The sequence below is a fragment of the Streptomyces beigongshangae genome (assembly GCF_019710745.1).
Classification (GTDB): Bacteria; Actinomycetota; Actinomycetes; order Streptomycetales; family Streptomycetaceae; genus Streptomyces; species Streptomyces beigongshangae.
In genome coordinates this window covers 36,157-58,519 of the sequence record NZ_JAHKJW010000046.1, presented here as the reverse complement: position 1 = coordinate 58,519, position 22,363 = coordinate 36,157, and the positions used below count along the sequence as shown (strand labels likewise).

The 22,363-nt window shown below is 68.3% G+C and carries 23 protein-coding genes; 14 read left to right on the top strand and 9 right to left on the bottom strand.

Features of this window, described 5'->3' with window-relative positions; genetic code table 11:
- Positions 1-218: 218 nt before the first annotated feature.
- The 6 genes from KM933_RS29160 (at position 219) to KM933_RS29135 (ending at position 5,118) form a co-directional block, all read left to right on the top strand.
- The gene (locus tag KM933_RS29160) at positions 219-656 is read left to right on the top strand and encodes a DUF3052 domain-containing protein (protein WP_055519877.1); all 438 of its coding nucleotides are present in this window, start codon (positions 219-221) and stop codon (positions 654-656) included.
- Positions 657-815: 159 nt separating this feature from the next.
- On the top strand, positions 816-1,274 hold the full coding sequence (locus tag KM933_RS29155; protein ID WP_221357652.1) for a peroxiredoxin: 459 nt from the start codon (positions 816-818) through the stop codon (positions 1,272-1,274).
- A gap of 171 nt (positions 1,275-1,445) precedes the next feature.
- The gene (locus KM933_RS29150; protein WP_149513484.1) at positions 1,446-2,021 is read left to right on the top strand and encodes a TerD family protein; all 576 of its coding nucleotides are present in this window, start codon (positions 1,446-1,448) and stop codon (positions 2,019-2,021) included.
- 218 nt (positions 2,022-2,239) lie between these two features.
- A complete protein-coding gene (locus KM933_RS29145) occupies positions 2,240-2,815 on the top strand; it encodes a TerD family protein (protein WP_221357651.1) in 576 nt (191 codons plus the stop codon).
- Between the two features lie 289 nt (positions 2,816-3,104).
- Complete coding sequence (locus tag KM933_RS29140) at positions 3,105-4,250, top strand: DUF475 domain-containing protein (protein ID WP_221357649.1); 1,146 nt, start codon at positions 3,105-3,107, stop codon at positions 4,248-4,250.
- Positions 4,251-4,380: 130 nt separating this feature from the next.
- On the top strand, positions 4,381-5,118 hold the full coding sequence (locus KM933_RS29135; protein WP_221357647.1) for a TerD family protein: 738 nt from the start codon (positions 4,381-4,383) through the stop codon (positions 5,116-5,118).
- A gap of 80 nt (positions 5,119-5,198) precedes the next feature.
- On the opposite strand, the gene KM933_RS29130 is transcribed toward KM933_RS29135, so the two are convergent.
- A complete protein-coding gene (locus KM933_RS29130) occupies positions 5,199-6,119 on the bottom strand; it encodes a TerD family protein (protein ID WP_221357639.1) in 921 nt (306 codons plus the stop codon).
- A 245-nt stretch (positions 6,120-6,364) separates the two neighbouring features.
- On the opposite strand from KM933_RS29130, the gene KM933_RS29125 reads away from it, so the two are divergent.
- The 3 genes from KM933_RS29125 (at position 6,365) to KM933_RS29115 (ending at position 11,327) form a co-directional block, all read left to right on the top strand.
- Positions 6,365-7,531, top strand: a complete 1,167-nt coding sequence (locus tag KM933_RS29125) for an HpcH/HpaI aldolase/citrate lyase family protein (protein WP_221357638.1) — start codon at positions 6,365-6,367, stop codon at positions 7,529-7,531.
- A 125-nt stretch (positions 7,532-7,656) separates the two neighbouring features.
- Positions 7,657-10,392, top strand: a complete 2,736-nt coding sequence (locus tag KM933_RS29120; protein ID WP_260334311.1) for a phosphoribosyltransferase — start codon at positions 7,657-7,659, stop codon at positions 10,390-10,392.
- Positions 10,392-11,327 carry an HAD family hydrolase gene (locus KM933_RS29115; RefSeq protein WP_430727382.1) on the top strand — a complete coding sequence of 312 codons (936 nt, stop codon included), beginning with the start codon at positions 10,392-10,394 and terminating at the stop codon, positions 11,325-11,327. The genes KM933_RS29120 and KM933_RS29115 overlap by 1 nt, the downstream gene beginning before the upstream one ends.
- Before the next feature lie 89 nt (positions 11,328-11,416).
- On the opposite strand, the gene KM933_RS29110 is transcribed toward KM933_RS29115, so the two are convergent.
- From KM933_RS29110 to KM933_RS29080, 7 genes are all read right to left on the bottom strand, one after another.
- Positions 11,417-12,145, bottom strand: coding sequence for a DedA family protein (locus KM933_RS29110; protein ID WP_221357676.1), 729 nt, complete (start codon positions 12,143-12,145; stop codon positions 11,417-11,419).
- A 201-nt stretch (positions 12,146-12,346) separates the two neighbouring features.
- The gene (locus tag KM933_RS29105) at positions 12,347-12,574 is read right to left on the bottom strand and encodes an FmdB family zinc ribbon protein (RefSeq protein ID WP_221357636.1); all 228 of its coding nucleotides are present in this window, start codon (positions 12,572-12,574) and stop codon (positions 12,347-12,349) included.
- 9 nt (positions 12,575-12,583) lie between these two features.
- Positions 12,584-13,297, bottom strand: coding sequence for a DUF4383 domain-containing protein (locus KM933_RS29100; RefSeq protein WP_221357634.1), 714 nt, complete (start codon positions 13,295-13,297; stop codon positions 12,584-12,586).
- A 274-nt stretch (positions 13,298-13,571) separates the two neighbouring features.
- Entirely contained in the window at positions 13,572-13,961 is a 390-nt protein-coding gene (locus tag KM933_RS29095) for a hypothetical protein (protein ID WP_221357633.1), read from the bottom strand.
- Positions 13,962-14,150: 189 nt separating this feature from the next.
- Positions 14,151-15,269 carry a GTPase gene (locus KM933_RS29090; protein WP_221357632.1) on the bottom strand — a complete coding sequence of 373 codons (1,119 nt, stop codon included), beginning with the start codon at positions 15,267-15,269 and terminating at the stop codon, positions 14,151-14,153.
- Positions 15,270-15,379: 110 nt separating this feature from the next.
- The gene (locus tag KM933_RS29085) at positions 15,380-15,739 is read right to left on the bottom strand and encodes a hypothetical protein (RefSeq protein ID WP_221357631.1); all 360 of its coding nucleotides are present in this window, start codon (positions 15,737-15,739) and stop codon (positions 15,380-15,382) included.
- 22 nt (positions 15,740-15,761) lie between these two features.
- On the bottom strand, positions 15,762-16,136 hold the full coding sequence (locus KM933_RS29080) for a hypothetical protein (protein ID WP_221357630.1): 375 nt from the start codon (positions 16,134-16,136) through the stop codon (positions 15,762-15,764).
- A 267-nt stretch (positions 16,137-16,403) separates the two neighbouring features.
- Here KM933_RS29080 and KM933_RS29075 point away from each other — a divergent pair, with 267 nt between their 5' ends.
- Entirely contained in the window at positions 16,404-16,577 is a 174-nt protein-coding gene (locus KM933_RS29075; protein ID WP_221357629.1) for a hypothetical protein, read from the top strand.
- Between the two features lie 410 nt (positions 16,578-16,987).
- On the opposite strand, the gene KM933_RS29070 is transcribed toward KM933_RS29075, so the two are convergent.
- Positions 16,988-17,743 carry a GntR family transcriptional regulator gene (locus KM933_RS29070; RefSeq protein ID WP_221357628.1) on the bottom strand — a complete coding sequence of 252 codons (756 nt, stop codon included), beginning with the start codon at positions 17,741-17,743 and terminating at the stop codon, positions 16,988-16,990.
- Between the two features lie 77 nt (positions 17,744-17,820).
- On the opposite strand from KM933_RS29070, the gene KM933_RS29065 reads away from it, so the two are divergent.
- The 4 genes from KM933_RS29065 to KM933_RS29050 all read left to right on the top strand — a co-directional run bounded on the left by KM933_RS29065 (position 17,821) and on the right by KM933_RS29050 (position 22,363).
- Positions 17,821-18,105, top strand: a complete 285-nt coding sequence (locus KM933_RS29065) for a hypothetical protein (protein ID WP_221357627.1) — start codon at positions 17,821-17,823, stop codon at positions 18,103-18,105.
- A 589-nt stretch (positions 18,106-18,694) separates the two neighbouring features.
- A complete protein-coding gene (locus KM933_RS29060; protein WP_221357674.1) occupies positions 18,695-18,970 on the top strand; it encodes a hypothetical protein in 276 nt (91 codons plus the stop codon).
- 680 nt (positions 18,971-19,650) lie between these two features.
- On the top strand, positions 19,651-21,165 hold the full coding sequence (locus KM933_RS29055) for a type I restriction-modification system subunit M (RefSeq protein WP_221357625.1): 1,515 nt from the start codon (positions 19,651-19,653) through the stop codon (positions 21,163-21,165).
- Positions 21,158-22,363, top strand: coding sequence for a restriction endonuclease subunit S (locus tag KM933_RS29050; RefSeq protein ID WP_221357623.1), 1,206 nt, complete (start codon positions 21,158-21,160; stop codon positions 22,361-22,363). The genes KM933_RS29055 and KM933_RS29050 overlap by 8 nt, the downstream gene beginning before the upstream one ends.

Below are 22,363 nucleotides of genomic sequence, written 5' to 3'. Positions count from 1 at the left end.
TCACCAATGGCTGTGATTCCCTGGCAGGAGTTGCGGCGACACGGCCCGGATCGTCACCGTTTCGGCGGTCTCGACGGCCGGGTACTTGCGCGATCCGTCCCGCCCGTGTGGACTACGGCCAATGCTTCGCGCACGCGCGTGGCTTGAACTTCCCCGAGGCCCCGGCTTCGTCCGGGCCGGGGAGGACCCCATTACCGATCATGATCAGGAGGCAACCCGTGAGCGCGACCGCGGACCACGCGGAGGAGCGGACGAGCCTGGCCGCCAGGCTGGGATTCCAGCCCGAGCAGGTGGTCCAGGAGATCGGCTTCGACGACGACGTCGACCAGGAGCTCCGCTCGGCCATTGAAGAAGTCATCGGCAGCGAGCTCATGGACGAGGAGTACGACGACGTCGCCGACGCCGTCGTGCTCTGGTTCCGGGACGACGACGGCGACCTGACGGACGCGCTGGTGGACGCCACCACGTACGTCGAAGAGGGCGGCGCCGTCCTGCTGCTGACGCCCAAGACCGGCCGGGACGGTTATGTGGAGCCCAGCGACATCGCCGAAGCCGTGACGACCGCGGGTCTGTCCCAGACCAAGGGCATCAGCGTGGGGAAGGACTGGAGCGGCACGAAGCTGGCGACGCCGAAGACGGCCGCCAAGAAGCGCTGAGGCGCAGCCGAGGCCAGGAGGCCCCCGCCGACACCGGTCGGCGGGGGCCTCGTCCGTGCGGGCGAGGCGGCGTCTAGGGTGGACATCACCGAGCAGCCCGGCGCGAACGGGCCGCACACGACCAAGCGTGGACAATCCCGACGGAAGGGGTACCGGAGCATGGTGATCGAGGTCGGCGACAAGGCCCCGGACTTCGAGCTCAGGGACAACCACGGCGCCACCGTGCGCCTGTCGGACTTCCGCGGCGCGCAGAACGTGGTCCTGCTCTTCTACCCCTTCGCCTTCACCGGCGTGTGCACCGGCGAACTGTGCGAGCTGCGCGACAACCTGCCGCGCTTCACCGACCGCGACACCCGGCTCCTCGCGGTCTCGAACGACTCGATCCACACCCTGCGCGTCTTCGCCGAGCAGGAGGGCCTGGAGTACCCGCTGCTGTCGGACTTCTGGCCGCACGGCGAGGTCTCGCGCGCGTACGGCGTCTTCGCCGAGGACAAGGGCTGCGCGGTGCGCGGCACCTTCGTCATCGACAAGGGCGGCGTCGTCCGCTGGACCGTCGTCAACGCGCTGCCCGACGCGCGGGACCTGGAGGAGTACGTACGGGCCCTCGACGCCCTGTGACCCCGGCGCCGGCGCGGCCCGGCACCGCGGGACACGCCGGGATGCCGACACTTCGGGATTCTTCGTGCCCAGGGCCTGCGGTGACGGGGAACCCCTCACTAGGATCTGTACGTTGATCCGATACCAACGCACTACGGGGCTTCCCGCCCCCGGACACCAATGGGAGGACTCGTGGGAGTCAGCCTCAGCAAGGGCGGCAACGTATCGCTGTCGAAGGAGGCCCCGGGCCTGACCGCGGTCATCATCGGTCTGGGGTGGGACATCCGCACCACCACCGGCACCGACTTCGACCTCGACGCCAGCGCCATCCTGACGAACGCGGACGGCAAGGTCAGCAGTGACGCCAACTTCGTGTTCTTCAACAACCTGAAGAGCCCGGACGGCTCGGTCGAGCACACCGGTGACAACACCACCGGTGAGGGCGAGGGCGACGACGAGCAGATCAAGGTCAACCTCGCCGCGGTCCCGGCCGACATCGAGAAGATCGTCTTCCCGGTCTCGATCTACGACGCCGAGAACCGCCAGCAGTCGTTCGGCCAGGTGCGCAACGCGTTCATCCGCGTCGTGAACCAGGCCGGTGAGGCGGAGATCGCCCGGTACGACCTCTCCGAGGACGCCTCGACGGAGACCGCGATGGTCTTCGGCGAGCTGTACCGCCACGGCGCGGAGTGGAAGTTCCGCGCCATCGGCCAGGGGTACGCCTCCGGCCTGCGCGGCATCGCGCAGGACTTCGGCGTCAACGTCTGAGCCCTCCCGGGACCGCACCGGTCCCGGGCCGCACCACCGCTTCCCGTCCGGCGCCGCACGCTCCCAGTGCGGCGCCGGACGTGGTAGTTCCGCAGCACCCGCGGGCACCACGCGGGTACCACCCGAGGACCGCCGAAGCACTGCTCAAACAGCACCCGGGCACCACCCGGGCAGCACCCGGGCACCACCCAACGGCTTCACCGGAGAGGACCAGGAACATGGGCGTCACGCTCGCCAAGGGGGGCAATGTCTCCCTCTCCAAGGCCGCACCGAACCTCACGCAGGTGATGATCGGGCTCGGCTGGGACGCGCGCTCCACCACCGGAGCCCCCTTCGACCTCGATGCCAGCGCGCTGCTGTGCAACTCGGGGCGGGTGCTGGGCGACGAGTGGTTCATCTTCTACAACCAGCTCAAGAGCCCGGACGGCTCGGTCGAGCACACCGGGGACAACCTCACGGGCGAGGGCGACGGCGACGACGAGTCCCTGCTCATCGACCTCTCCAAGGTGCCCGCCGGCGTCGACAAGATCGTCTTCCCGGTCTCGATCCACGACGCCGACAACCGCGGCCAGACCTTCGGCCAGGTCAGCAACGCCTTCATCCGGGTCGTCAACCAGGCCGACGGCCAGGAGCTCGCCCGCTATGACCTCTCCGAGGACGCCTCGACGGAGACCGCGATGATCTTCGGTGAGGTCTACCGCTACGGCGGCGAGTGGAAGTTCCGCGCCGTGGGGCAGGGCTACGCGTCCGGGCTGCGGGGTATCGCCCTGGACTTCGGCGTCAACGTTTCGTAAAGCCGCGTGCGCGGAAGACGCCTCCTGTGACAGGAGGGTCGGCCGTGACCTCTCGTGGACGGGGTGCCCCCGAACATCGTGGACGGGGTACCCCCGAACAGCCGGATGCGCGGCACCCGCGCGGATCCACTGGACCCGCGACTCCCCGGAAGGAGGGCCCGGCCCTCTCTACCGGGGGGTCGGCCCTCTAGACTTCGTGGTCAATGTTTCGTAAAGCCGGGTACGGCGGGGGAAAACCCCCTCCGGACTTCGTCCGGGGGTAGCCCCCCAACTCACGATTGGGTAGCCAGTGGTTCTGAAAACCTTCGGCTGGTCGTTCGCGGTCACCGCGCTCGGCCTGGTCGCAGCGGTGCTGTTCGGCGGATGGACCGCCTTCGGGATCGTGCTGATCCTGTCCATCCTCGAGATCTCGCTGTCCTTCGACAACGCGGTGGTCAACGCCGGCATCCTGAAGAAGATGAGTGCCTTCTGGCAGAAGATCTTCCTCACCATCGGCATCCTCATCGCCGTCTTCGGCATGCGGCTGATCTTCCCCGTCGTGATCGTCGCGATCAGTGCCTCGCTCGGTCCCATCGAGGCGGTCGACCTGGCGCTGAACGACGCGGACCGCTACCAGGAGCTCGTCACCGACGCCCACCCGTCGATCGCCGCCTTCGGTGGCATGTTCCTGCTGATGATCTTCCTCGACTTCATCTTCGAGGACCGTGACATCAAGTGGCTCGGCTGGATCGAGCGCCCGCTCGCCAAGCTCGGCAAGGTCGACATGCTGTCGGCCTGCATCGCCCTGATCGTCCTGCTGGTCACCGCGCTGTTCCTCGCCCCGCACGCCCACCTGCACGCGGGCTCCGCCGACAAGACCGAGACGGTACTGCTCTCCGGCGTCGCCGGCCTCATCACGTACCTCGTCGTCGGCGGGCTCTCCGGATTCTTCGAGAACCGCCTGGAGGAGGCCGAGGAGCGCGAGCACGAGGCCGAGGAGGAGGCCAAGGCCAAGGGCAAGCAGATCACCGGCGGCGCCATGGTCGGCAAGGCCGCGTTCTTCATGTTCCTCTACCTGGAGGTCCTGGACGCGTCCTTCTCCTTCGACGGCGTCATCGGCGCCTTCGCCATCACCAACGACATCGTCCTGATGGCACTGGGCCTGGGCATCGGCGCCATGTACGTCCGGTCGCTCACCGTCTACCTGGTCCGCCAGGGCACGCTGGACGACTACGTCTACCTGGAGCACGGCGCCCACTACGCCATCGGCGCCCTGGCCACGATCCTGCTCGTCACCATCCGCTTCGAGGTCAACGAGATCATCACCGGCCTCATCGGGGTCGTCCTGATCGCCTGGTCCTTCTGGTCCTCCGTGCGCCGCAACAAGGCACTGGAGGCGTCCGGGGGAAAGGGTGACCCCTCGGACGACAAGACGGAGGTCTCGTCCGGGGTGTGACACCGGCCGGGTTGAGGAACGCTCTGTGTGGGGCGGCTGCCGAGGAGTCCTCGGCAGCCGCCCCGGCGCATGGGGCCCCGGCCCACCGCAGGGGTGAGGGCGGGAAGAACAGGCGAGCGTGGGGGCGGGAATGAAGTTCTGGGAAGGTTTGTGGCGCGGCCGGACGACGGAGTTCGACTCGGGCAGCGCGGCGACCAACGCCATCGAACTGACCAAGCGGAACCAGACGATCTCACTCACCAAGCAGGGCGCGGCCACCGGCAACCTCCGCATCAACCTGTCCTGGCGGATGCGGACCTCCGACATCGGCGGGCCCCGGCGGGACAGCCTGCTGCGCCACCCCCTCAGGGCGTTCAAGCCGGACGTCGTGCAGGCGCACACCCAGAGCATGGTCAACGTCGACCTCGACCTGGGCTGCATGTACGAGCTGGCCGACGGCACCAAGGGAGTGGTCCAGCCGCTCGGCGGCTTCCTGGGCGAGCTCAACGACCCGCCGTACGTCAAGCTCAGCGGCGACGACCGCTTCGGCTCCGGGTCGGGCGAGACGATCTTCGTCAACCTCGACCACCGCGAGGAGATAAAGCGGCTCCTGGTCTTCGTCTACATCTACGACCAGACCCCCGCCTTCGACCGTACGCACGCGATCGTGACGCTGTACCCGAGCAACGGCCCACGGGTCGAGATCGGGCTCGACGAACGGCACTCGCAGGCCAGGTCCTGCGCGGTGGTCATGATCGAGAACGTCAAGAACGAGCTCGTGGTCCGGCGCGAGGTGAAGTTCGTCTACGGCTTCCAGGCGGAGCTCGACCGGCTCTACGGGTGGGGTCTGCAGTGGGGCCGGGGCTACAAGGCCAAGGCCGACCGCTAGGTGTATCGCCCCGTGAGGGGGCGCCCCTGAAAGACCGTGCGGTTCCCCGCGACCCGGCAGACGCGCGGAGCGCCCGGCGTTCAGCGGCCGATGAACTGGGGCCCCTGCGGCGGAAGACGGAAGTCCGGGTCCGGGGCCGGGGAGACCGGCTGGGGGTAGCCGTAGCCGGTCCGGTCCGCCGCCGGGGCCGGCTGGGGCGGGGCCGTCTGCGGATAGCCGTACGCCGCCTGGCCGGTGGGCTGCGGATACCCGTACGCGGGCTGGGTGGCGGGCGGCTGCTGCCGCGTGGGCTCCGGACCGGGAGCCGCCGGGGGATACGCCGCCGGGGGGTACGCCGGCGGAGGCGGCTGCCGGGGCACCTGCGTGGGCGCCTCGGGCGGCAGCGGCTGCACACCGGCCCGCCCGGCGGACCCCGGGTCCGCCGGGTCCGCCGAACCCTCCTCGGACTCGTCCACCGAGATACCGAAGTCGGAGGCGAGCCCCTGCAGACCGTTCGAGTAGCCCTCGCCGAGCGCGCGGAACTTCCAGCCCTCACCGCGCCGGTACAGCTCCCCGCAGATCAGCGCGGTCTCCTCACCGGTCTCCGGCCTGATGTCGAAGTGGGCCAGGGGTTCCGCGTCCCCGGCCGCGGCGTCGAAGACGAGGATCCGCAGCGCCTGCACCCGGTCGAAGGTGACGTCTTCGGCGGAGGCGACGAGGAGGATCCGTCCCACGCTGTCGTCGACGCCCGCCAGGTCCGCCTGGATCGTGTCGGTGAGCCCCTCGGCGAGACCTTCGTTCACACGCTTCTTGCCGAGCCGCCAGACATGGCCGGACGGATGCCGGGGCTGGTTGTAGAAGACGAAGTCCTCGTCGGACCGCACCCGGCCGTCGGGGCCCAGGAGGAGCGCGGAGGCGTCCACGTCCGGGAGGCCGCCCCGCCCCGGTGTCCAGCGCAGCACGGCGCGCACCGCCGTGGCGTCCAGCGGGACGTTCGACCCCTTCAGCATGGCGTGCGTCATGCGGTCATCCTGCCCTCTCGGTCCTGGTCACGACAATGCGGGGGGCGGTCCGGGTACGACCCGGGTACGGGCCGGGGGCGGCCCGGGGTGTGCTCGCTTTCGGCTTGTTGTGCGAATGGGCGGGCACAATGGTGTTTGTCTGCGTTACCTGAACTTCATGCCTCATGGGAACCCTTGACACGGATCTCTACGTACTATTACCGGCCACATATCGTCAGGCCGTCCAGTCACTCCGGGGGAGATTAATGCGTCATTTCGGTCATATCGCCCCTGAGGTGCAGGAGCGTCTCTTCTTCCAGAAGCCGTGCGACTTCACCGCGGACTCCTCGCCCCGCGTGCTCGCCAGCGCCCTCGGGGCCACCCTCTACTCCCCTGCGACCAGGGAGAAGCTGGCCGACGACATCCTGAAGCAGGCCGGTCGCGGTGTCGTCTCGATGGTCCTGTGCCTGGAGGACTCGATCGCGGACGCGGACGTCGCCGACGCGGAGGAGAACCTCGTCCGGCAATTCGCTGACCTGGCAGAACGCTGCACGGTCGGCGAGCTGCCGCTGCTCTTCGTCCGGGTCAGGACGGCCGAGCAGATCCCCGACCTCGTCCACCGGCTCGGTGCGTCCGTACGGCTCCTGTCCGGATTCGTACTGCCGAAGTTCACCGAGGAGCGCGGGATCCCCTTCATGGAGGCGCTCGCCGACGCCGAGATCATCAGCGGGCGACGGCTTTTCGCCATGCCGGTCCTGGAGTCGCCCGAGCTGCTGTACCGCGAGTCGCGGGTCGAGACCCTCGCGGGGATCTTCCGGGCCGTCGACAAGTACCGTGACCGGGTGCTCGCCCTGCGGCTCGGCGTCACCGACTTCTGTTCGGCGTACGGGCTGCGCAGAGCGCCCGACATGACTGCGTACGACGTGCAGATAGTCGCCTCCGTCATAGCGGACGTGGTGAACGTCCTCGGACGGGCCGACGGCACCGGCTTCACGGTGACCGGGCCCGTGTGGGAGTACTTCCGCGTCCAGGAGCGCATGTTCAAGCCCCAGCTGCGCCGCAGCCCCTTCACCCCGGAGGCCGAGGACCTGCGCGCCGCCCTGATCGAGCACGACATGGACGGCCTGCTGAGGGAGATCTCCCTCGACCGGGCCAACGGGCTGCAGGGCAAGACCTGCATCCATCCCTCGCACGTGCTGCCCGTGCACGCCCTGTCCGTCGTCAGCCACGAGGAGTTCAGCGACGCCCAGGACATCCTGCGGCCCGAGCAGGACGGCGGGGGCGTGCTGCGGTCCGCGTACACGAACAAGATGAACGAGGTGAAGCCGCACCGTGCCTGGGCGGAGCGCACGCTCCAGCGCGCCGAGGTCTTCGGCGTCGCCAACGAGGACGTCGGCTTCGTGGAACTGCTCGCCGCCGGACTCCCCGACTGACGCGCTCCCGGCCGGCCCGCCGCCCCCGGCCGCCCGGCTGCGTGACCGCCCCGGCCCCCGGGCTGACACACTTCCTCGGCTGACACCCACCTCCGGCCGGCACACAAGTGACACACAAGGAATCCATGAACAAGGCTGTGAACGACGGATCCGGCGTCTGGTCCGCGACGGGCTTCCGCCCCGGCCCCGGCACCGGTCTCGGTACCGGTACCGGGACCGGCGCCCCCTCCGGCTCCGGCGAGGATTCCCCCGCGACGGGTGAGGGGCCCTCGGGCGGAGGGTCCCCGCGCGAGGGGTCCTCGGGCGAGGGGTCCTCGGGCGGGGTCTGGTCCGGGAGCTGGGTCGCCGGACGGCTCGGCATCGAGCTCTGCGGGGACGAGGGGCTCGGAGAACTGCTGGGGCTCGCGCTCCGGCGCAACCCCAGGCGGGCGCACCTGCTCGTGTCGAACGTGCTGGGCAAGCACGTACCGCAGTCGCCCGCCGTCGTCCACGGGTACGGGTTCGCGCTCGGACTGCGCGTGCGCGACCTGCTCGGCGAGGACGAGGCCCGCCGGGCCGTCGTCCTCGGGTACGCCGAGACGGCCACCGGGCTCGGCCACTCGGTCGCGGACGGCGTGGGCCTCGCCCCCTGCCTCCACTCGACCCGGCGCCCGGTCGAGGGCGTCGCGACGGCGGGCGGCTTCGAGGAGTCCCACTCGCACGCCACCTCGCACCTGCTGCTCCCGGAGGACCCGGACCTGCTCGCCGGCGGCGGCCCGCTCGTCCTGGTCGACGACGAGTTCTCCACCGGCAACACGGTCCTCAACACCATCCGTGACCTGCACGCACGCTATCCGCGCGACCGGTACGTCATAGTCGCCCTGGTCGACATGCGCTCGGCCGCGGACCTCGACCGCCTGGCCGGCCTCGCCCGCGAGATCGACGCGACCGTGGACCTGGTGACGGCCGCCTCCGGCACGGTACGGCTGCCCGAGGGCGTACTGGAGAAGGGGCAGGCGCTGGTCGCCGCGCACGAGAACGCGCACGAGAACGGGTACGGGTACGGGTACGGGAGCGAGCAGGAGAACGGGCGCGGGAGCGCGGCCGTGGCTCCCACGGCGCGCCCGGAGCCCGGCGGCGTCGTCGTCCGGGTGGACCTCGGCTGGCCGCGGGGCCTGCCCGACGGCGGACGGCACGGCTTCACACCCGAGCACCGCGTCCGCCTGGAAGCCGCCCTGCCCGCCATGGCGGCCCGGATAGCCGAGGCGCTCCCGTCCGGCGCCCGCCGCGGCCGCGTGCTCGTCCTCGGCTTCGAGGAGCTGATGTACGCGCCGCTGCGGCTCGCCGTCGCGCTGGAGAAGACGACCGACGCCGAGGTGCGCTACTCCACGACCACCCGCTCCCCGGTGCTGGCCGTCGACGACCCCGGCTACGCGATCCGCTCCCGGCTCGTCTTCCCCGCCCACGACGACCCGGCCGACGGCCCCGGCGAGCGGTACGCCTACAACGTCGCCGGCGCCGGCTTCGACGCCGTCGTCGCCGTGGTCGACTCGGCCGCCGACACCCCCGGACTGCACGCGGCCGACGGCCTGCTGGCCCAGCTCGCCGCCCACACCGGGACCGTACTGCTGGCCGTCGTCCCGTCATACGTCCCCGTCCCGGGGTCCGCCCCCGTGTCGGCGTCGGCGTCTGTCCCCGCCCCCGTACCCGCTGAAAGGCACTCGATGCTGCCCGAGCCCCTCCGTGGCCCCGACTTCTCCTCGTACGCGCCGGACGAGGTCGGCTGGCTGCTGCAGGACCTCTCGGACACCCGGCTGGAGGCGCCGACCGAGGAGCGCGAGGAGGCCATCCAGAGCGGCGGCGCCCACTACGCCGAGTCGCTGCCGGTGGAGTACCAGCCGACCCCGCAGTACCAGGAGCTGTTCCGCGACGCGCTCGCCACCTCGGCCGCCCGCATCGCCCTGGCCGTCGGCGCGGTCACCGGGACCGTGCTGGCGGAGCGCTCACCGCGTCCCGTGCTCGTCTCCCTGGCCCGCGCCGGCACCCCCGTCGGCGTCCTGATGCGCCGCTGGGCCCGGCACCGCCACGGCGTCGACCTGCCGCACTACGCCGTCTCCATCGTGCGCGGCCGCGGCATCGACGCCAACGCGCTGCGCTGGCTGGCCGCCCACCACGACCCGGCCGACGTCGTCTTCGTCGACGGCTGGACCGGCAAGGGTGCCATCACCCGCGAACTCGCCCAGGCCGTCGAGGAGTTCGAGGCGTCCGACGGCGTCCGCGGCTTCGACCCGGAGATCGCCGTCCTCGCCGACCCCGGCTCCTGTGTGCGCACGTACGGCACCCGGGAGGACTTCCTCATCCCGTCCGCCTGTCTCAACTCCACCGTCTCCGGGCTCATCTCCCGTACGGTGCTCCGCGCCGACCTGGTCGGGGAGCACGACTACCACGGGGCGAAGTTCTACCGCGAACTCGCCGGCGCGGACGTCTCCACCGAATTCCTGGACGCGGTCTCGGCCCGCTTCGCGGAGGTGGACGACGCGGTGGACGACCGGGTCGAGGAACTGCTCTCCACCGACCGCACGCCGACCTGGGAGGGCTGGGCGGCGGTCGAGCGGATCAGCGAGGAGTACGGCATCCACGACGTGAACCTCGTCAAGCCGGGCGTCGGGGAGGCGACCCGGGTGCTGCTGCGCCGGGTTCCCTGGAAGATCCTCGCCCGCGCCGGGGCGGGCGCCGACCTCGACCACGTACGCCTGCTCGCCGAACAGCGCGGCGTACCGGTCGAGGAGGTGGCGGACCTCCCGTACACCTGTGTCGGGCTGATCCACCCCAAGTACACGCGCGGCGCGACCGGCGCCGACGGCAGGGCGGTGACGGTCTGATGCCGAACCCCGCGCCCCACTCCGCTTCCCACTCCGCTCCCCGCGTGAATCCCCCTGCGGATCCCCGTCCGGGTGCCCCCGCGAGCCCCCGTGTGCTCGTCGCCAGCGACCTCGACCGGACGCTCATCTACTCGGCGAACGCGCTCGCGCTGACCACGCCCGACGCCGAGGCGCCCCGGCTGCTCTGCGTCGAGGTGTACGGGGGCAGGCCGCTGTCGTACATGACCGAGACCGCGGCCGGGCTGCTCGCCGAACTGGGCGGGGCGGCGGACTTCGTCCCCACCACGACCCGGACCCGTGAGCAGTACCACCGCATCCGGCTGCCGGGACCCGCGTCGAAGTACGCGATCTGCGCCAACGGCGGGCACCTCCTCGTCGACGGCGTCTCCGACCCCGAGTGGCACGCCCGGGTGACCGAGCGCCTGGCACGGGAGTGCGCCCCGCTGGACGAGGTGCGCGCCCACATGGCGGCCGCCGCGGACCCGGCCTGGGTGCTCAAGCAACGGGTCGCCGAGGACCTGTTCGTGTACTTCGTCGTGGAGCGCGAACTCCTCCCCGCGGAGTGGGCCAAGGAACTGGCCGGATGGGCGGAGGAGCGCGGCTGGACCGTCTCCGTGCAGGGCCGCAAGATCTACGCCGTGCCGAAGCCGCTCACCAAGAGCGCCGCCATGAGGGAGGNCGCCGTGCCGAAGCCGCTCACCAAGAGCGCCGCCATGAGGGAGGTCGCCCGCCGCACGGGGGCGCCCCGCACGCTCGCGGCCGGCGACTCCCTCCTGGATGCCGACCTGCTGCTGGCCGCGGACCGCGGCTGGCGCCCCGGCCACGGCGAACTGGCCGAGGCGGGATGGACGGCGCGGGGGATCACGCCGCTCTCCGAGCGGGGCGTGGTCGCGGGGGAGCGGATCCTGCGGGAGTTCCTGAGCGGGGCCCGGTAGCCGCAGCCGCGCGCCGCGCAGGGTGTGGGGAGGCCGGGAAGCTTGGGGAGGCGCAGCCGGACCGGGCCGGGGAAGTGAGACCGGCCGGATCAGCCGCGGCGAGTACGCCGGCCGTCGCCACCGCCGCTGCGGCCGGCGCCGGTGGGCTCAGGCGTCCCGTCGGGCTCAGGCGTCCTGCTCGCCGTGGCCCTCTCGGTCGTGCCGGTGGTGCCGCGGGTGCCGGGCTTTTCTCCGCCCCGCCGGCTCCCGCGCCCCCGCCTGGACAGTCGCAGGCCCGCGAAGACCAGCACCGCGAGGGCCGCGGCGCCCAGGACCACCTTCGAGTAGGTCGTCACATAGCCGGTGACGACGGTCCAGTTGTCGCCGAGCAGATAGCCGGCGAGGACGAAGACGGTGTTCCAGATCGCGCTGCCGAGCGTGGTCAGGCCGAGGAAGACGGGCAGCGGCATCCGCTCGACACCCGCCGGCACCGAGATCAGACTGCGGAAGATCGGGATCATCCGCCCGAAGAACACGGCCTTGGTGCCGTGCCGGGAGAACCATGCCTCGGTCTTCTCGATGTCCGACACCTTGACCAGCGGCAGACGTTCCGCGATGGCCACCGTGCGGTCGCGGCCGAGCAGCGCCCCCACGCCGTACAGCGCGAGCGCGCCGATGACGGAACCGGCCGTCGTCCACAGCAGCGCGGCGTACAGGTTCATCTGCCCGGTGCTCGCCGCGAACCCCGCGAGCGGCAGGATCACCTCGCTCGGCAGGGGCGGGAAGAGGTTCTCCAGGGCAATGGCGATGCCCGCGCCCGGAGCTCCGAGCGTGTCCATGAGGCCGTTGATCCACTGGGGTGCGCTGCTGTCGGTCACACACCCGACGCTAGAGAACCGAACCTGAAGCCAGACTGAAGCGGAGACCGGGACCGGGGAGCGTGACGCTCCCCGACCGGGGTACGAACGCGGTGCGAAGGCGACGCGGCGCCGGGGCGGACACGGCGCGAACGCGGTGGCGACGCGGCGCCGGGACCGGCGTCAGCCGCAGCAACCCCCGCCGCAGCAGCCGCCCCCGCCCCCTCCACCACCGGCGCCCGCGCCGGGCGCGGGGGCCGAGGCGGAACCGCCGACCGCCACCGTCGACAGCAGCTTCACCGTGTCGTCGTGACCGGCCGGGCAGGCCGCGGGCGCGGCCGACTCGGCCATCGGACGGCTCTTCTCGAAGGTGTCGCCGCAGGTACGGCAGCGGTATTCATAGCGAGGCATGCGCCCAGATTAGCGGCCGGTGCGCTTCTCTCCCAGAGCCGCCGGAGCCGCCGGAGCCGCCGGAGCGGTCGGGGCCGCCGGAGCCGCTGCGGTGGTCGGGGCCGCCGGAGCCGTCGGAGAGGCGGCAGCCGCCGGACCGGAGCCCGTGCCGTGGGCCAGGGCCTTCGCGCGCAGCCCGGCCCCCGCCTCCTTCCGTTCCTCGCGGGCGGCCTGCTCGGGATGGCGGGAGCGCCAGTACGGGTTGTCGTGCGGCAGGGCCGAGCCGACGCGTCCGTACATCCCGAAGAACATCAGCAGCACGCCGACGACGAAGCTGAAGAGCACGTTCGGGATGCGGAAGGCGAGGATGTTGAGGTCCCTGTCGAGCAGGGCGAGGTTCACGAAGCCGCTGAGGATGAAGAGGACTCCGAGGACCATGTTGAGCGTCGAGGCGATGTTGCCGCCGATCACCATGCCGGCGAAGAGCAGCAGCCCGACGCAGATCGAGAGCACACTGAGCGCGCCGTTGGTGTTCAGCCCCGCGACGGTGTCGCCGCGGGTGTCGAAGAATCCGATCTTGTCGATGAGGCCCAGGATGCCGAAGACGAGCAGCACGAGCCCCATCACCCCCGCGCCGATCCGGTAGAACCTGCTCAGACGGTGGTCGACGGGCAGGTGCTCGTCGAGCGTGATCCGCCGCCGTCCGGCTGCCGTACGCGCCGTACGCAGTGTGTGCGTGGCCATGTCCGCCTCCTCGGGTGGTACGGGCGAAGGGCGTCCGCACCCTCAGCATCCGCCGGGCGAGGAGGTCCTGCCAGTTCTGGGACCTCCTCCCTCACCGGTACGCCGCTCCCGGTGGACGCGGACGGTTTCGGCGGACCGTCGGCATCCACCTCATCCACCTCATCCCCCTCATCCACCTCGGAACTCCGGTACGACCGCTGGCGGGGACGGCGCGGGTCGGTTCTGCCTGGTGCTCGGCCGCGCGGGCCCGAACCCGCGGCAGGGACGGGCGCGGTCACCCGTCCCCCTCCAGGTCGAGTTCGTTACGCTCGCGAAGTCCCCACAGCTCTTTGTCGTTCCGCCCGTAGAAGCGCACCGCTCCGGCTCGCACCAGTAATTGCCGGAGTTCGTCGCCGTCGAATCCGCCCACTCTGCGCTCGATCACCTCGAACGACCGCTTGGGCTGCGCGCTGAGCAGCAGTTCACGGATGGCTTCCTCGGCCATGAATTCCGTACGGAGCTCGGTCCGTAACCTCTCTTCCTGAAGCTTCAAGGCCGCCTCGATCTCTTTGGTCTGCGATGACAGGTCCGCTTGTATTTTGAGTTTTGCTGCCAGGTACGAGAGGAGCCCCGTGAGCAGTGCGGCTGCCGCCGCAACGAGGGCGGCGAACAACTTGTCGTCCATCCGTCGAGCCTTCCGCGTCGGGCGTACACGACTGGGCCCTGCCTATCAGACTGCGGCGTCCGGTGTCCCCTGGCGCGGACGGTTTCGAACCGTCGGCATCCACCTCGCGAAGATGACACGGCCTTCGGCAGGTACGGCGCGGGTCGGTCCCGCCGCGCTGGCTGCCGGGCGGCACTGATGGAGCAGACGTCAGCGAGCCTTCTTCCATTCCCTGACAAGCGCTCCGATGATGTCGTCCTGATCAATGGGAACCCCGGCGATCTGAAGTCGCAAGAGCCCCTCGCATGCCTTGACGTAGGCAGTCCCCATCGCGTAGGTCGTCGATCCGGCAACGGTGGCGTTTACGACGCTTCCCACCAATGGGAGGGCCAGTTTGAGAAGACTCGAAGCCGTCCTGGCCGCTGTACCCACGCCAATGACGGCCGTACAGGCGGCAGCCAAGGACTTCGGCTCGATGCTGAAGCCCATGACCCGGGTGATGCGGGCGAACATCGCGACCTGCAGGGCGCTGAGCGGGCCGATGTCGTAGAGCGGAATGGGTACCGCGGCGATGGCGGATGCTTTTAGGGCGGTCTCCGCCACGATGGCGTTCGCTTCTTTGACCTTTAACTCCAGGTTTACTCGCTGCCGACTCACCAAGGTACGCTTCTGGGCTGCCGGCAGCACCCGTGTCAAAGCCCTGAGCAGGTCTTCGAGACCGAACTGTTTGACCAGTATGCTTTGACCGGAGAAAGTGAGCAGCTTTTCCTCGGCCAGCACCGGAAAAGGTCGATTTTCCACGATCGGAAGTTTCCGGGAGTCAAGGTGAGCCCGCAGGTCGATCACCTCTTGTGACTCCTTGTCGAGGCATTGGGTCAACACGAAGGCTGTGTGTACTTCCCCGGCCAGTGCCCTGACGAGATCGGCCTCGAACTGCTCGACCCGCTTGTTCGCGATCAGGCTGCAGTAAAGGGCGAAGTGGATTTCCGACCCCTGGGTCGTCACTTCTTTCCTGATCTGACTCAGGAAATATCCAGCCACTTCCTTCGGACTCTTGCCCAGCTCGTAACCGGGCGTGTCGTATACGGTCACCGGAAGGTGCGGGCGGCGGTAGGCATTGATCTTCTGCGTTACCGGTGCGCCAGTCCCGACCGGTGCGATGCGTTCCCCGAAGATGGCATTGACGAGGGTACTCTTGCCTGCCCCCGGTCGGCCCGCCAGCATCACGTTGAGCATGGCTTCCTCCTGGTCAGCTTGGGCGAGTCCCTCCTGGAAAACGGCTGCGACGTCGAAGGCTTCGTTGTCGTGGCCATGAGCATCAGCACTCATGTGGGCCCTTCCTGAGTGATTTGTCAGTGGTGTCGATTCACCTTGCTTGAACCAAGCGCTCGGCGGGTCAAGTGATGAACGACCGTCCGGTGGAGCGTGTGCGTGACGTGCTAGGCGGCCAGAACGCCGAAGACGACAACAAGCGCCAAGCCGAGGCCGAAGAAGGTCATCTGCACCGCGGCCGGCAGTCGGATGTTCGTCGAGTAGATCGATCTCGTACTGTCCGCCTCGTCAACTGTGCCGGCGAGGGCCAGGAGCGTGGCCACGCCTGCCAGGACCGAGACGGCGTGGGAAAGCCAGGCCAGGCGGAGCCATACAAGGGCGGACGGCGCAGCCTCGCCGATGAGGTCCTTGGTCAGACTGACAGTGATGGTGATGACCGCCGTCGTCAGGGTGAGAACGTGCTTACTCGTCTCCGACGCGGCAGCCAATGCTGTATTTCGCCGCTGCTCCGCTACTTCGTCTGACACCACTGTGCCGGCCCCTCGTCATTCAGCAGAACGGCCACAGCGGACAGGTGCGGTCCCTGATCGTCGTGAACAAGGCCAAGGAGACTTCGGCGAGACTCCGACGGCGCGTCTCACCGGCCAATTCGCCCGTGAAGCGTTCCAGCCGCCCTGTCGCTACGGGTAGTTTGGCTTCGACATCGGCCTGCGCCATCAGCTCGTCGAACCCCGTGAGGATGAACTGTTGGTACGTCGGCTGAGTCTCTCCGGCGATCGGGACACCGCCGAGACCGCGCTCCGCCGCATCGGAGAATTCCCGGGCCACCCGTTCCGTCAGATGCCCCGCCGAGCGCCTGTTGTCGGCTCCGCGCCTCCGCCCCGGGTCACCCTCAGTTGCTCGGCGGCGGTTGTTTCCGTTCACTGGAATTTCCTTCTGCCACCGAGCCCTCTGTGGCAGCCTCTGTTCGGAGTCGACCACGTACGGCTCAAAGTGATGAGAGAGCCATAAGCCCTCGGTGACGCTTTCCTTCTTCCCGCACCGGCCATCTAAAGAGGCAGCGCTCGCGTCTCATCGACTGTCTATTGAGACGCTACTCGTGTGATTGGCCGATTGTCAGCGGCGCACTTGGTTACTCATCCGCTCGGGAGCGCACGCCCCCAGGCGTGCGTCTGGGCCAAGTGGTTATGCGTGAGGCAGACGATGCATGACGGCGGGAGCGAGTACCACGCCACTGCGGAGCTGGTGGAGTGGCTCCTCGCCGAGGTGCGCGACCATGTCACCGACTCCTCGACCGACGCGGATCCGGCGCCAGGCCGCCGCAGCGCTCCGTTTCGGCGGGCCGGCCGCTCTCCGGGGCTGTGACATCGCTCTGGAGACCTGTACGCCGAAACACGTACAAGCGGCCTCACGGTCAAGGCTCCCAAGAGCGCGGCCGATGTCCGCACCCTGGCGTTCCCGACCCACCCGGGAAAGAGCGAGGCCCAGGCGGCCGGTTCCGCACCGGCTGACCTGGGCCTTCGTCGTGTCCTGGGACTGGTGGGCGCGGACGGTTTCGAACCGCCGACATCCGCCTTGTAAGGGCGGCGCGATCACTGGCGGGACCTGCCCAGGTCAGTTCCGCTGTAACGGCTGCCCAGGTCATCCGGGCTTCTCGACCCCGGTGAACCGTCGTTGACCGTGGCTGACCGCACGATGTGGCACGCATGTGGCACGGAACTGGCACGCTCTGGGGTGAGCGCGCTTGCCTCCTCGCTGAGTTGCTCGCGGCGCCGCTAACGATTGATCGGAATCTCGTAGACGATCTCGCAGTGGGCGGCGGGCACCACGATGTCCGCGGTCTCCACGGGCCGGCCTTGGTCGCTGTAGTACGTCCGCCGGATGTGCGTGACGAGCGCGGTCTTCGGAACACCGAGCAGCGAAGCCTCTTCGGCGGTCACCTGCCTGGGCTCCAACTGCTCCACCGCATGGCTGACGGTGATCCCGATGGCGGCCATGCGGTTCACGACCCCTGCTCCGGCGTGCGGCCCTCCCTCGGGGAGGACAACGAGTGTGCCCGCGGTGAGGTCGTACGGCTCCCAGCTCGTTGACAACTGCACTGGCCTGCTGTCGGCGAGGAACTCATACGAGGTCCGGACGCAGAGGGCTCCCTCGGCGATGCCCAGCCGTGCCGCGATGTCCGCGGGCGCCAGCACCTTCGCATCGGTCCGGCTCTCCCAGTCGCCCAGTTTGCCGAGGGCCCTCATGTCCGCGCGGAAAGGCGACCCGTCGGACTGCTCGCGCGCTGGTGACCGGACGACCCGCACCCGCTGCTGAGGCTCGGCGACGTAGGTGCCCGATCCGGCGCGGCCCTCCAGCACTCCCTGGGAGATCAGCAACTCCTGAGCCCGGCGGACCACGTTCTCGCCCACACCGAACTCCTGCCCGATCTGGGCGCGGGAGGGGAGACGGTCACCGGGCTCCCATACGTGCTCCGTGATCCGCCGCCGGAGTTCGTCGGCGACGCGGAGATAGGGAGGTTGCTCAGGCATGTGGAAAATCTAGTCCACTAGCTCTAATCTAGTTAACTAGCTTTACTGAAAGTGATCGCTGGTGACGGAGGCTGCCTGTGCCCGCTTTAAGAGTCAGCGCGGCAGCCATCGCCGCTCGGCTGCACGCCGTCGGGCTTCCCCCGCGCGTCACGGAACACGCGCACCACACATCGGTCGAGGTGGAGGTGCCGGAATCCCTCTCCGCCGATTCATGGCGGGAGGGCCTGGAGGCCGTGGCCGAGGCCGATCGGTTCGGGCTCCTCGCCACCAGCCTGGGCGACCGCACCCTCTGGGCGGTCGTACGCAAAGCGGTCCCCGCGGCAGGCAACGTTGGGGACCAAACGATCAGCGACAGGAGCTGATTCAGCGTGCTCAACCTCATCCGCCGCATCATCTCCGGCACCAGAGCGCGACACTCCCGCAGGGGCAGACACCGCCGCTCCTTCATGACGTCCAGGGCGCCGGCCACTCCCGCTCCCCCTCCCACAGCGCCCGCCGACAAGCCGACGGTCGCCCGGGGATGGCCTCACGACCACGCGGGCCATCGGCACCCCCTCAGGGGCGAGGACGCCGCACTCGTACGCCCGTACGTCCTGGCTTGCGAAAAGAGCAGACGGTACGCAACGGCTGCCGCGGCCCCCCACCTGTCGCCCGAGAGTTGCCCAACCCTGCTGGGAGTCCACTGATGCCTCCGCAACGACAGCACCACGGCCCGGACAGCCCGGTCGCCCCCTACCAATCACTCGCCTGCCGAATCGGTACGCACCACGCTTGCTCGGAGTCCTCTCCGGCGACAGCCCCGGTCGACGTTCCAGTGATCTACGAAGCCTGCGACTGCCCGTGTCACTCCATGCCCGACCACTGCACCCACCCGGAGCCGAAGCGATGAGCGGCGAAACATCCGACGACGCGCCGGCACCCGACATCGCGATCACCGAGAGGCAGACAGGAATGACGGGACACGAAGGGCTGAGACTTCTCCCGTGGGCAGGCCCGGACGGCAAGGCGTGCTACCTGAGCACCGACGACCAGGACAGCTACATCTCCCGCTTGGCGGACCAGGTCGAGGCGGCACAACTCGAAATGGCTTCCGCACTGCCGACACAAGCACTCGATGACGGAACCTCGGATCCGGAGGAGCTAAAACTCCTCGTCGCCCAACTGGCCGGCGCCTTACGGGATGTACTGCGCGTGGCAACCAGCCGCGGAGATCGCCTGCGCACCTGAGAGGCACCGCACGGGATGACCGACCATCTTTCCGCGGCAGATCCCGACCGCCAGTTGCATGTAGTACAGCAGGGGCCCCGAGCAAGCTTCGGGGCTTCCTGCGTTCTACGGGTGCTTTCGACATAACCGCTCGAACCTCAGTCGGCGAAAGCCAGCCACGACGGCGGGTACGTCAACCGATCAGGTGCGCGTATGCCTCGCTGCACCCCCACCGGCCTCAGCCACGCTGCTGGGTGCCGTCTCCCGGCCAGCGACAATCGGGCTGCGCACACGGCTCCGGAGGCCGCTTGAGGCTCGTCCATTGCTGCTAGTCAGCGGGCTCTGCGACCTAGGAAGGGTCTACTGAGTCCACAAATGGTCCACGGCCGCTGGCCGGTCATGAGGCGAGGCGTACGACCGCCTGTCTACGCTCTGCTATAACCTGCCCAGGAGTCGGACGCTGGATTAACCGTCCTCTTCGCTGGCCTCGGCTTGTAGCAGAGTTCGTCTGGTGGCACGTTCCAGAAGCTCCAGTACGGTGGCCAATCGTTCATCCAAGTGTGTCCGCGATCACGCTCGGTTCGGAGCGTGGGCGCTGGTCATCGTATGCAGGTCGCTGCTGCCTGCCGTACCGGCCTCCCGAAATGTCAGTGCCCTCCTCCATAATCGGGGCACCGTCTTCAACGAAGGACCTCATCTCTGTGACGATCACCCAGCACGAGCTCGAAGCCCGGCTGTGGGACGCCGCGAACGCGCTCCGCGGCCCCGTCGACCCGGCTGACTTCAAGACCTACGTCTTCCCGATGCTGTTCTGGAAGTGGATCAGCGACACCTGGGTCCACGAGCACGACGCGGCATTCGACAAGTACGGCGACGACCTCGACGACGAGATCGAGGCCGAATTCCACCGGTTCGAGCTGCCCGAGGGCACGCTGTGGAGCGAGGTCACCGAGAAGGTCACCAACCTTGGTGCGGAGATCGCGAAGGCCTTCCAGCGAATCGAAATGGCTAACCCCCGCTCGCTTGCCGGCGTCTTCGGTGACGCCTCGTGGGGCAACAAGGAGCGCATCCCGGAGTCGGCTCTGCTGGGGCTCATTCAAGCGTTCAACAAGATCAGGCTGGACCCGTCTACGGTCTCGCACGATTTGCTCGGTGCAGGCTACGAGTACTTGCTGAAGAACTTCGCCGACGAGTCGGGAAAGAAGGCCGGCGAGTTCTTCACGCCTCGTGAGGTCGTGAACCTGCTCGTCGGGATCCTCCAGCCTGAGCCGGGCGATTCTGTCTACGACCCGTCCTGCGGCTCGGGCGGGATGCTTGTCGCGACGATCAACCAGCTGCGCGAGTCCGGCAAGGACCACCGCACGCTCAGGGTGTACGGCCAAGAGATTAACCTGACGACGGCCTCGATCGCCCGGATGAACCTGTTCCTGCACGAGATCGAGGACTTCGACATCAAGCGCGGGGACACCCTCCGCGCTCCGGCCTTCAAGGCCCCCAGCGGTGCGGTCCGCCAGTTCGACGCCGTGATCGCTAACCCGCCCTTCTCGCTGGCGAATTGGGGAGCGGACCGCTGGTCCTCGGATCCGCGAGCCATCTACGGCGTGCCGCCGGCGAAGAACGGCGACTACGCCTTCGTTCAGCACATGGTCTCGTCGATGAAGCCTGGATCCGGTCGTGTCGGCGTGGTGATGCCCCACGGCGTGCTGTTCCGCGGAGGCTCGGAGGCGAGGATCCGCCAGGGCCTCATCGGGAAGGATGTTCTGGAAGCCGTCGTCGGGCTGCCGCCCAAGCTGTTTTACTCGACCGAAATTCCGGCATGCCTGTTGATCTTCCGCAACCAGAAGCCACCAGAGCGCAAGGGGCACGTGCTCTTCATTGACGGCTCGGCGCGGTTTTTCAAGGGCAAGAAGCAGAACCTGATGTCCGAAGGTGACGTCAGAGCTGTCATCGAGGCATACCGGACAGGTAGCGACTCAGCGGGTGAGGGCGGTGCGAACGTCCGGCTGGTGCCGCTCGAGGAGATCGAGCAGAACGGTTTCGACCTGAACATCGGCCGCTACATCAAGGTCGCTGCAGAAGAGACCGCCGATCTGGGCACCGCGCTCGTGGCGTATGCCGACGCCCGGCAGCATCGCATCGACACCGAGACTGTCATGTTCGAGCGGCTCGCAGCGGCAGGCGTCGACCTGAGCGTGTTCGGGGTGTCCAGTGAGTGAGTGGCAGCGGGTCCGGCTCGACGAGGTCATCGCACTGGACGTCGACGCGGTTCCGATCACGGCGACGGCCTCCTACGACATCATCGGTGTCTTGAACCGCGGTCGGGGCCTGTTGATCCGGGAACCGATTGCGGGCGATGAGACCTCGTACAAGACGCTGAATCGCATCCGGCCGAACCAGATCGTCTACAGCCGCTTGAAGGCGTTCGAAGGAGCGATCACCGTTGCTCCGAAGGATCTGGGCGAGGTCTACGCGTCGCAAGAGTTTCCCACGTTCACGTGTGGAGAACGAATGCTTCCCGGATACTTTCGACTCCTTACGACTACAAAACGACTGTGGGAGCAACTGCAGGCGTTGTCGACCGGCATGGGCGGCAGGCGTGAACGGGTAAAACCCGTTGACTTTTTGACGATTGAGATTGCTCTCCCGTCCTTGTCGGAGCAGTGCCGCATCGTCGACGTCATGGCAGCGGTGGACGCACAGATTGACGGGCTGAATGCCGAGAAGCAGAAGGCGGCCTCATTGCTGGCAATCTTTCGCAACGCGCATCCGGAAGGTACCGAACATGAGCTACGCAGCGTTGTTTCCAGGATTCAAGGCGGAAAGAGCGTTCAGACTTCGGACGAAAAGCCGCGAACTGGAGAGCCGGCTGTCCTGAAACTGAGCGCGATCCAACTGGGCGCTTTCGTGGCCTCCGAAGCAAAGCGACTTGTTGACCTGACGGGTTACACCAGTGCCCACCTAGTGACAGAGGGCGACCTCCTTATCACTAGAGCCAGTGGTTCATTCGATCGCGTCGGCTATGCCGCTATCGCGCGAAACGTAGCACCTCAGACCTACCTACCTGACCTGATCTGGCGAATTCAAACAAAACCCGAGGTCTGCCAGGCGACGTTTCTGGCACATCTATTGTGTTCACCGTCAGTGCGCTCAATTATCACAGCATCGGCACGCGGGACCGCATCGATGAGGAAGATCAATAAGGTCCTTTTGGGTTCTCTGCGTCTGCCGATCCCGTCGCTTGAGGATCAGTCCAATTACGTTCAGCAATGTGATGTTGTCGCGTTCGCAGTAGACGACCTGGATCTGGAGCTCGCCAATCTCCGCGCTTTTCGCTCCGCGCTGCTGGCCTCCCTTCTCAACCAGGAAATCGAGATTCCGGAGGCGTACGACGCTCTGCTCGAGGAGGTGTCCTGA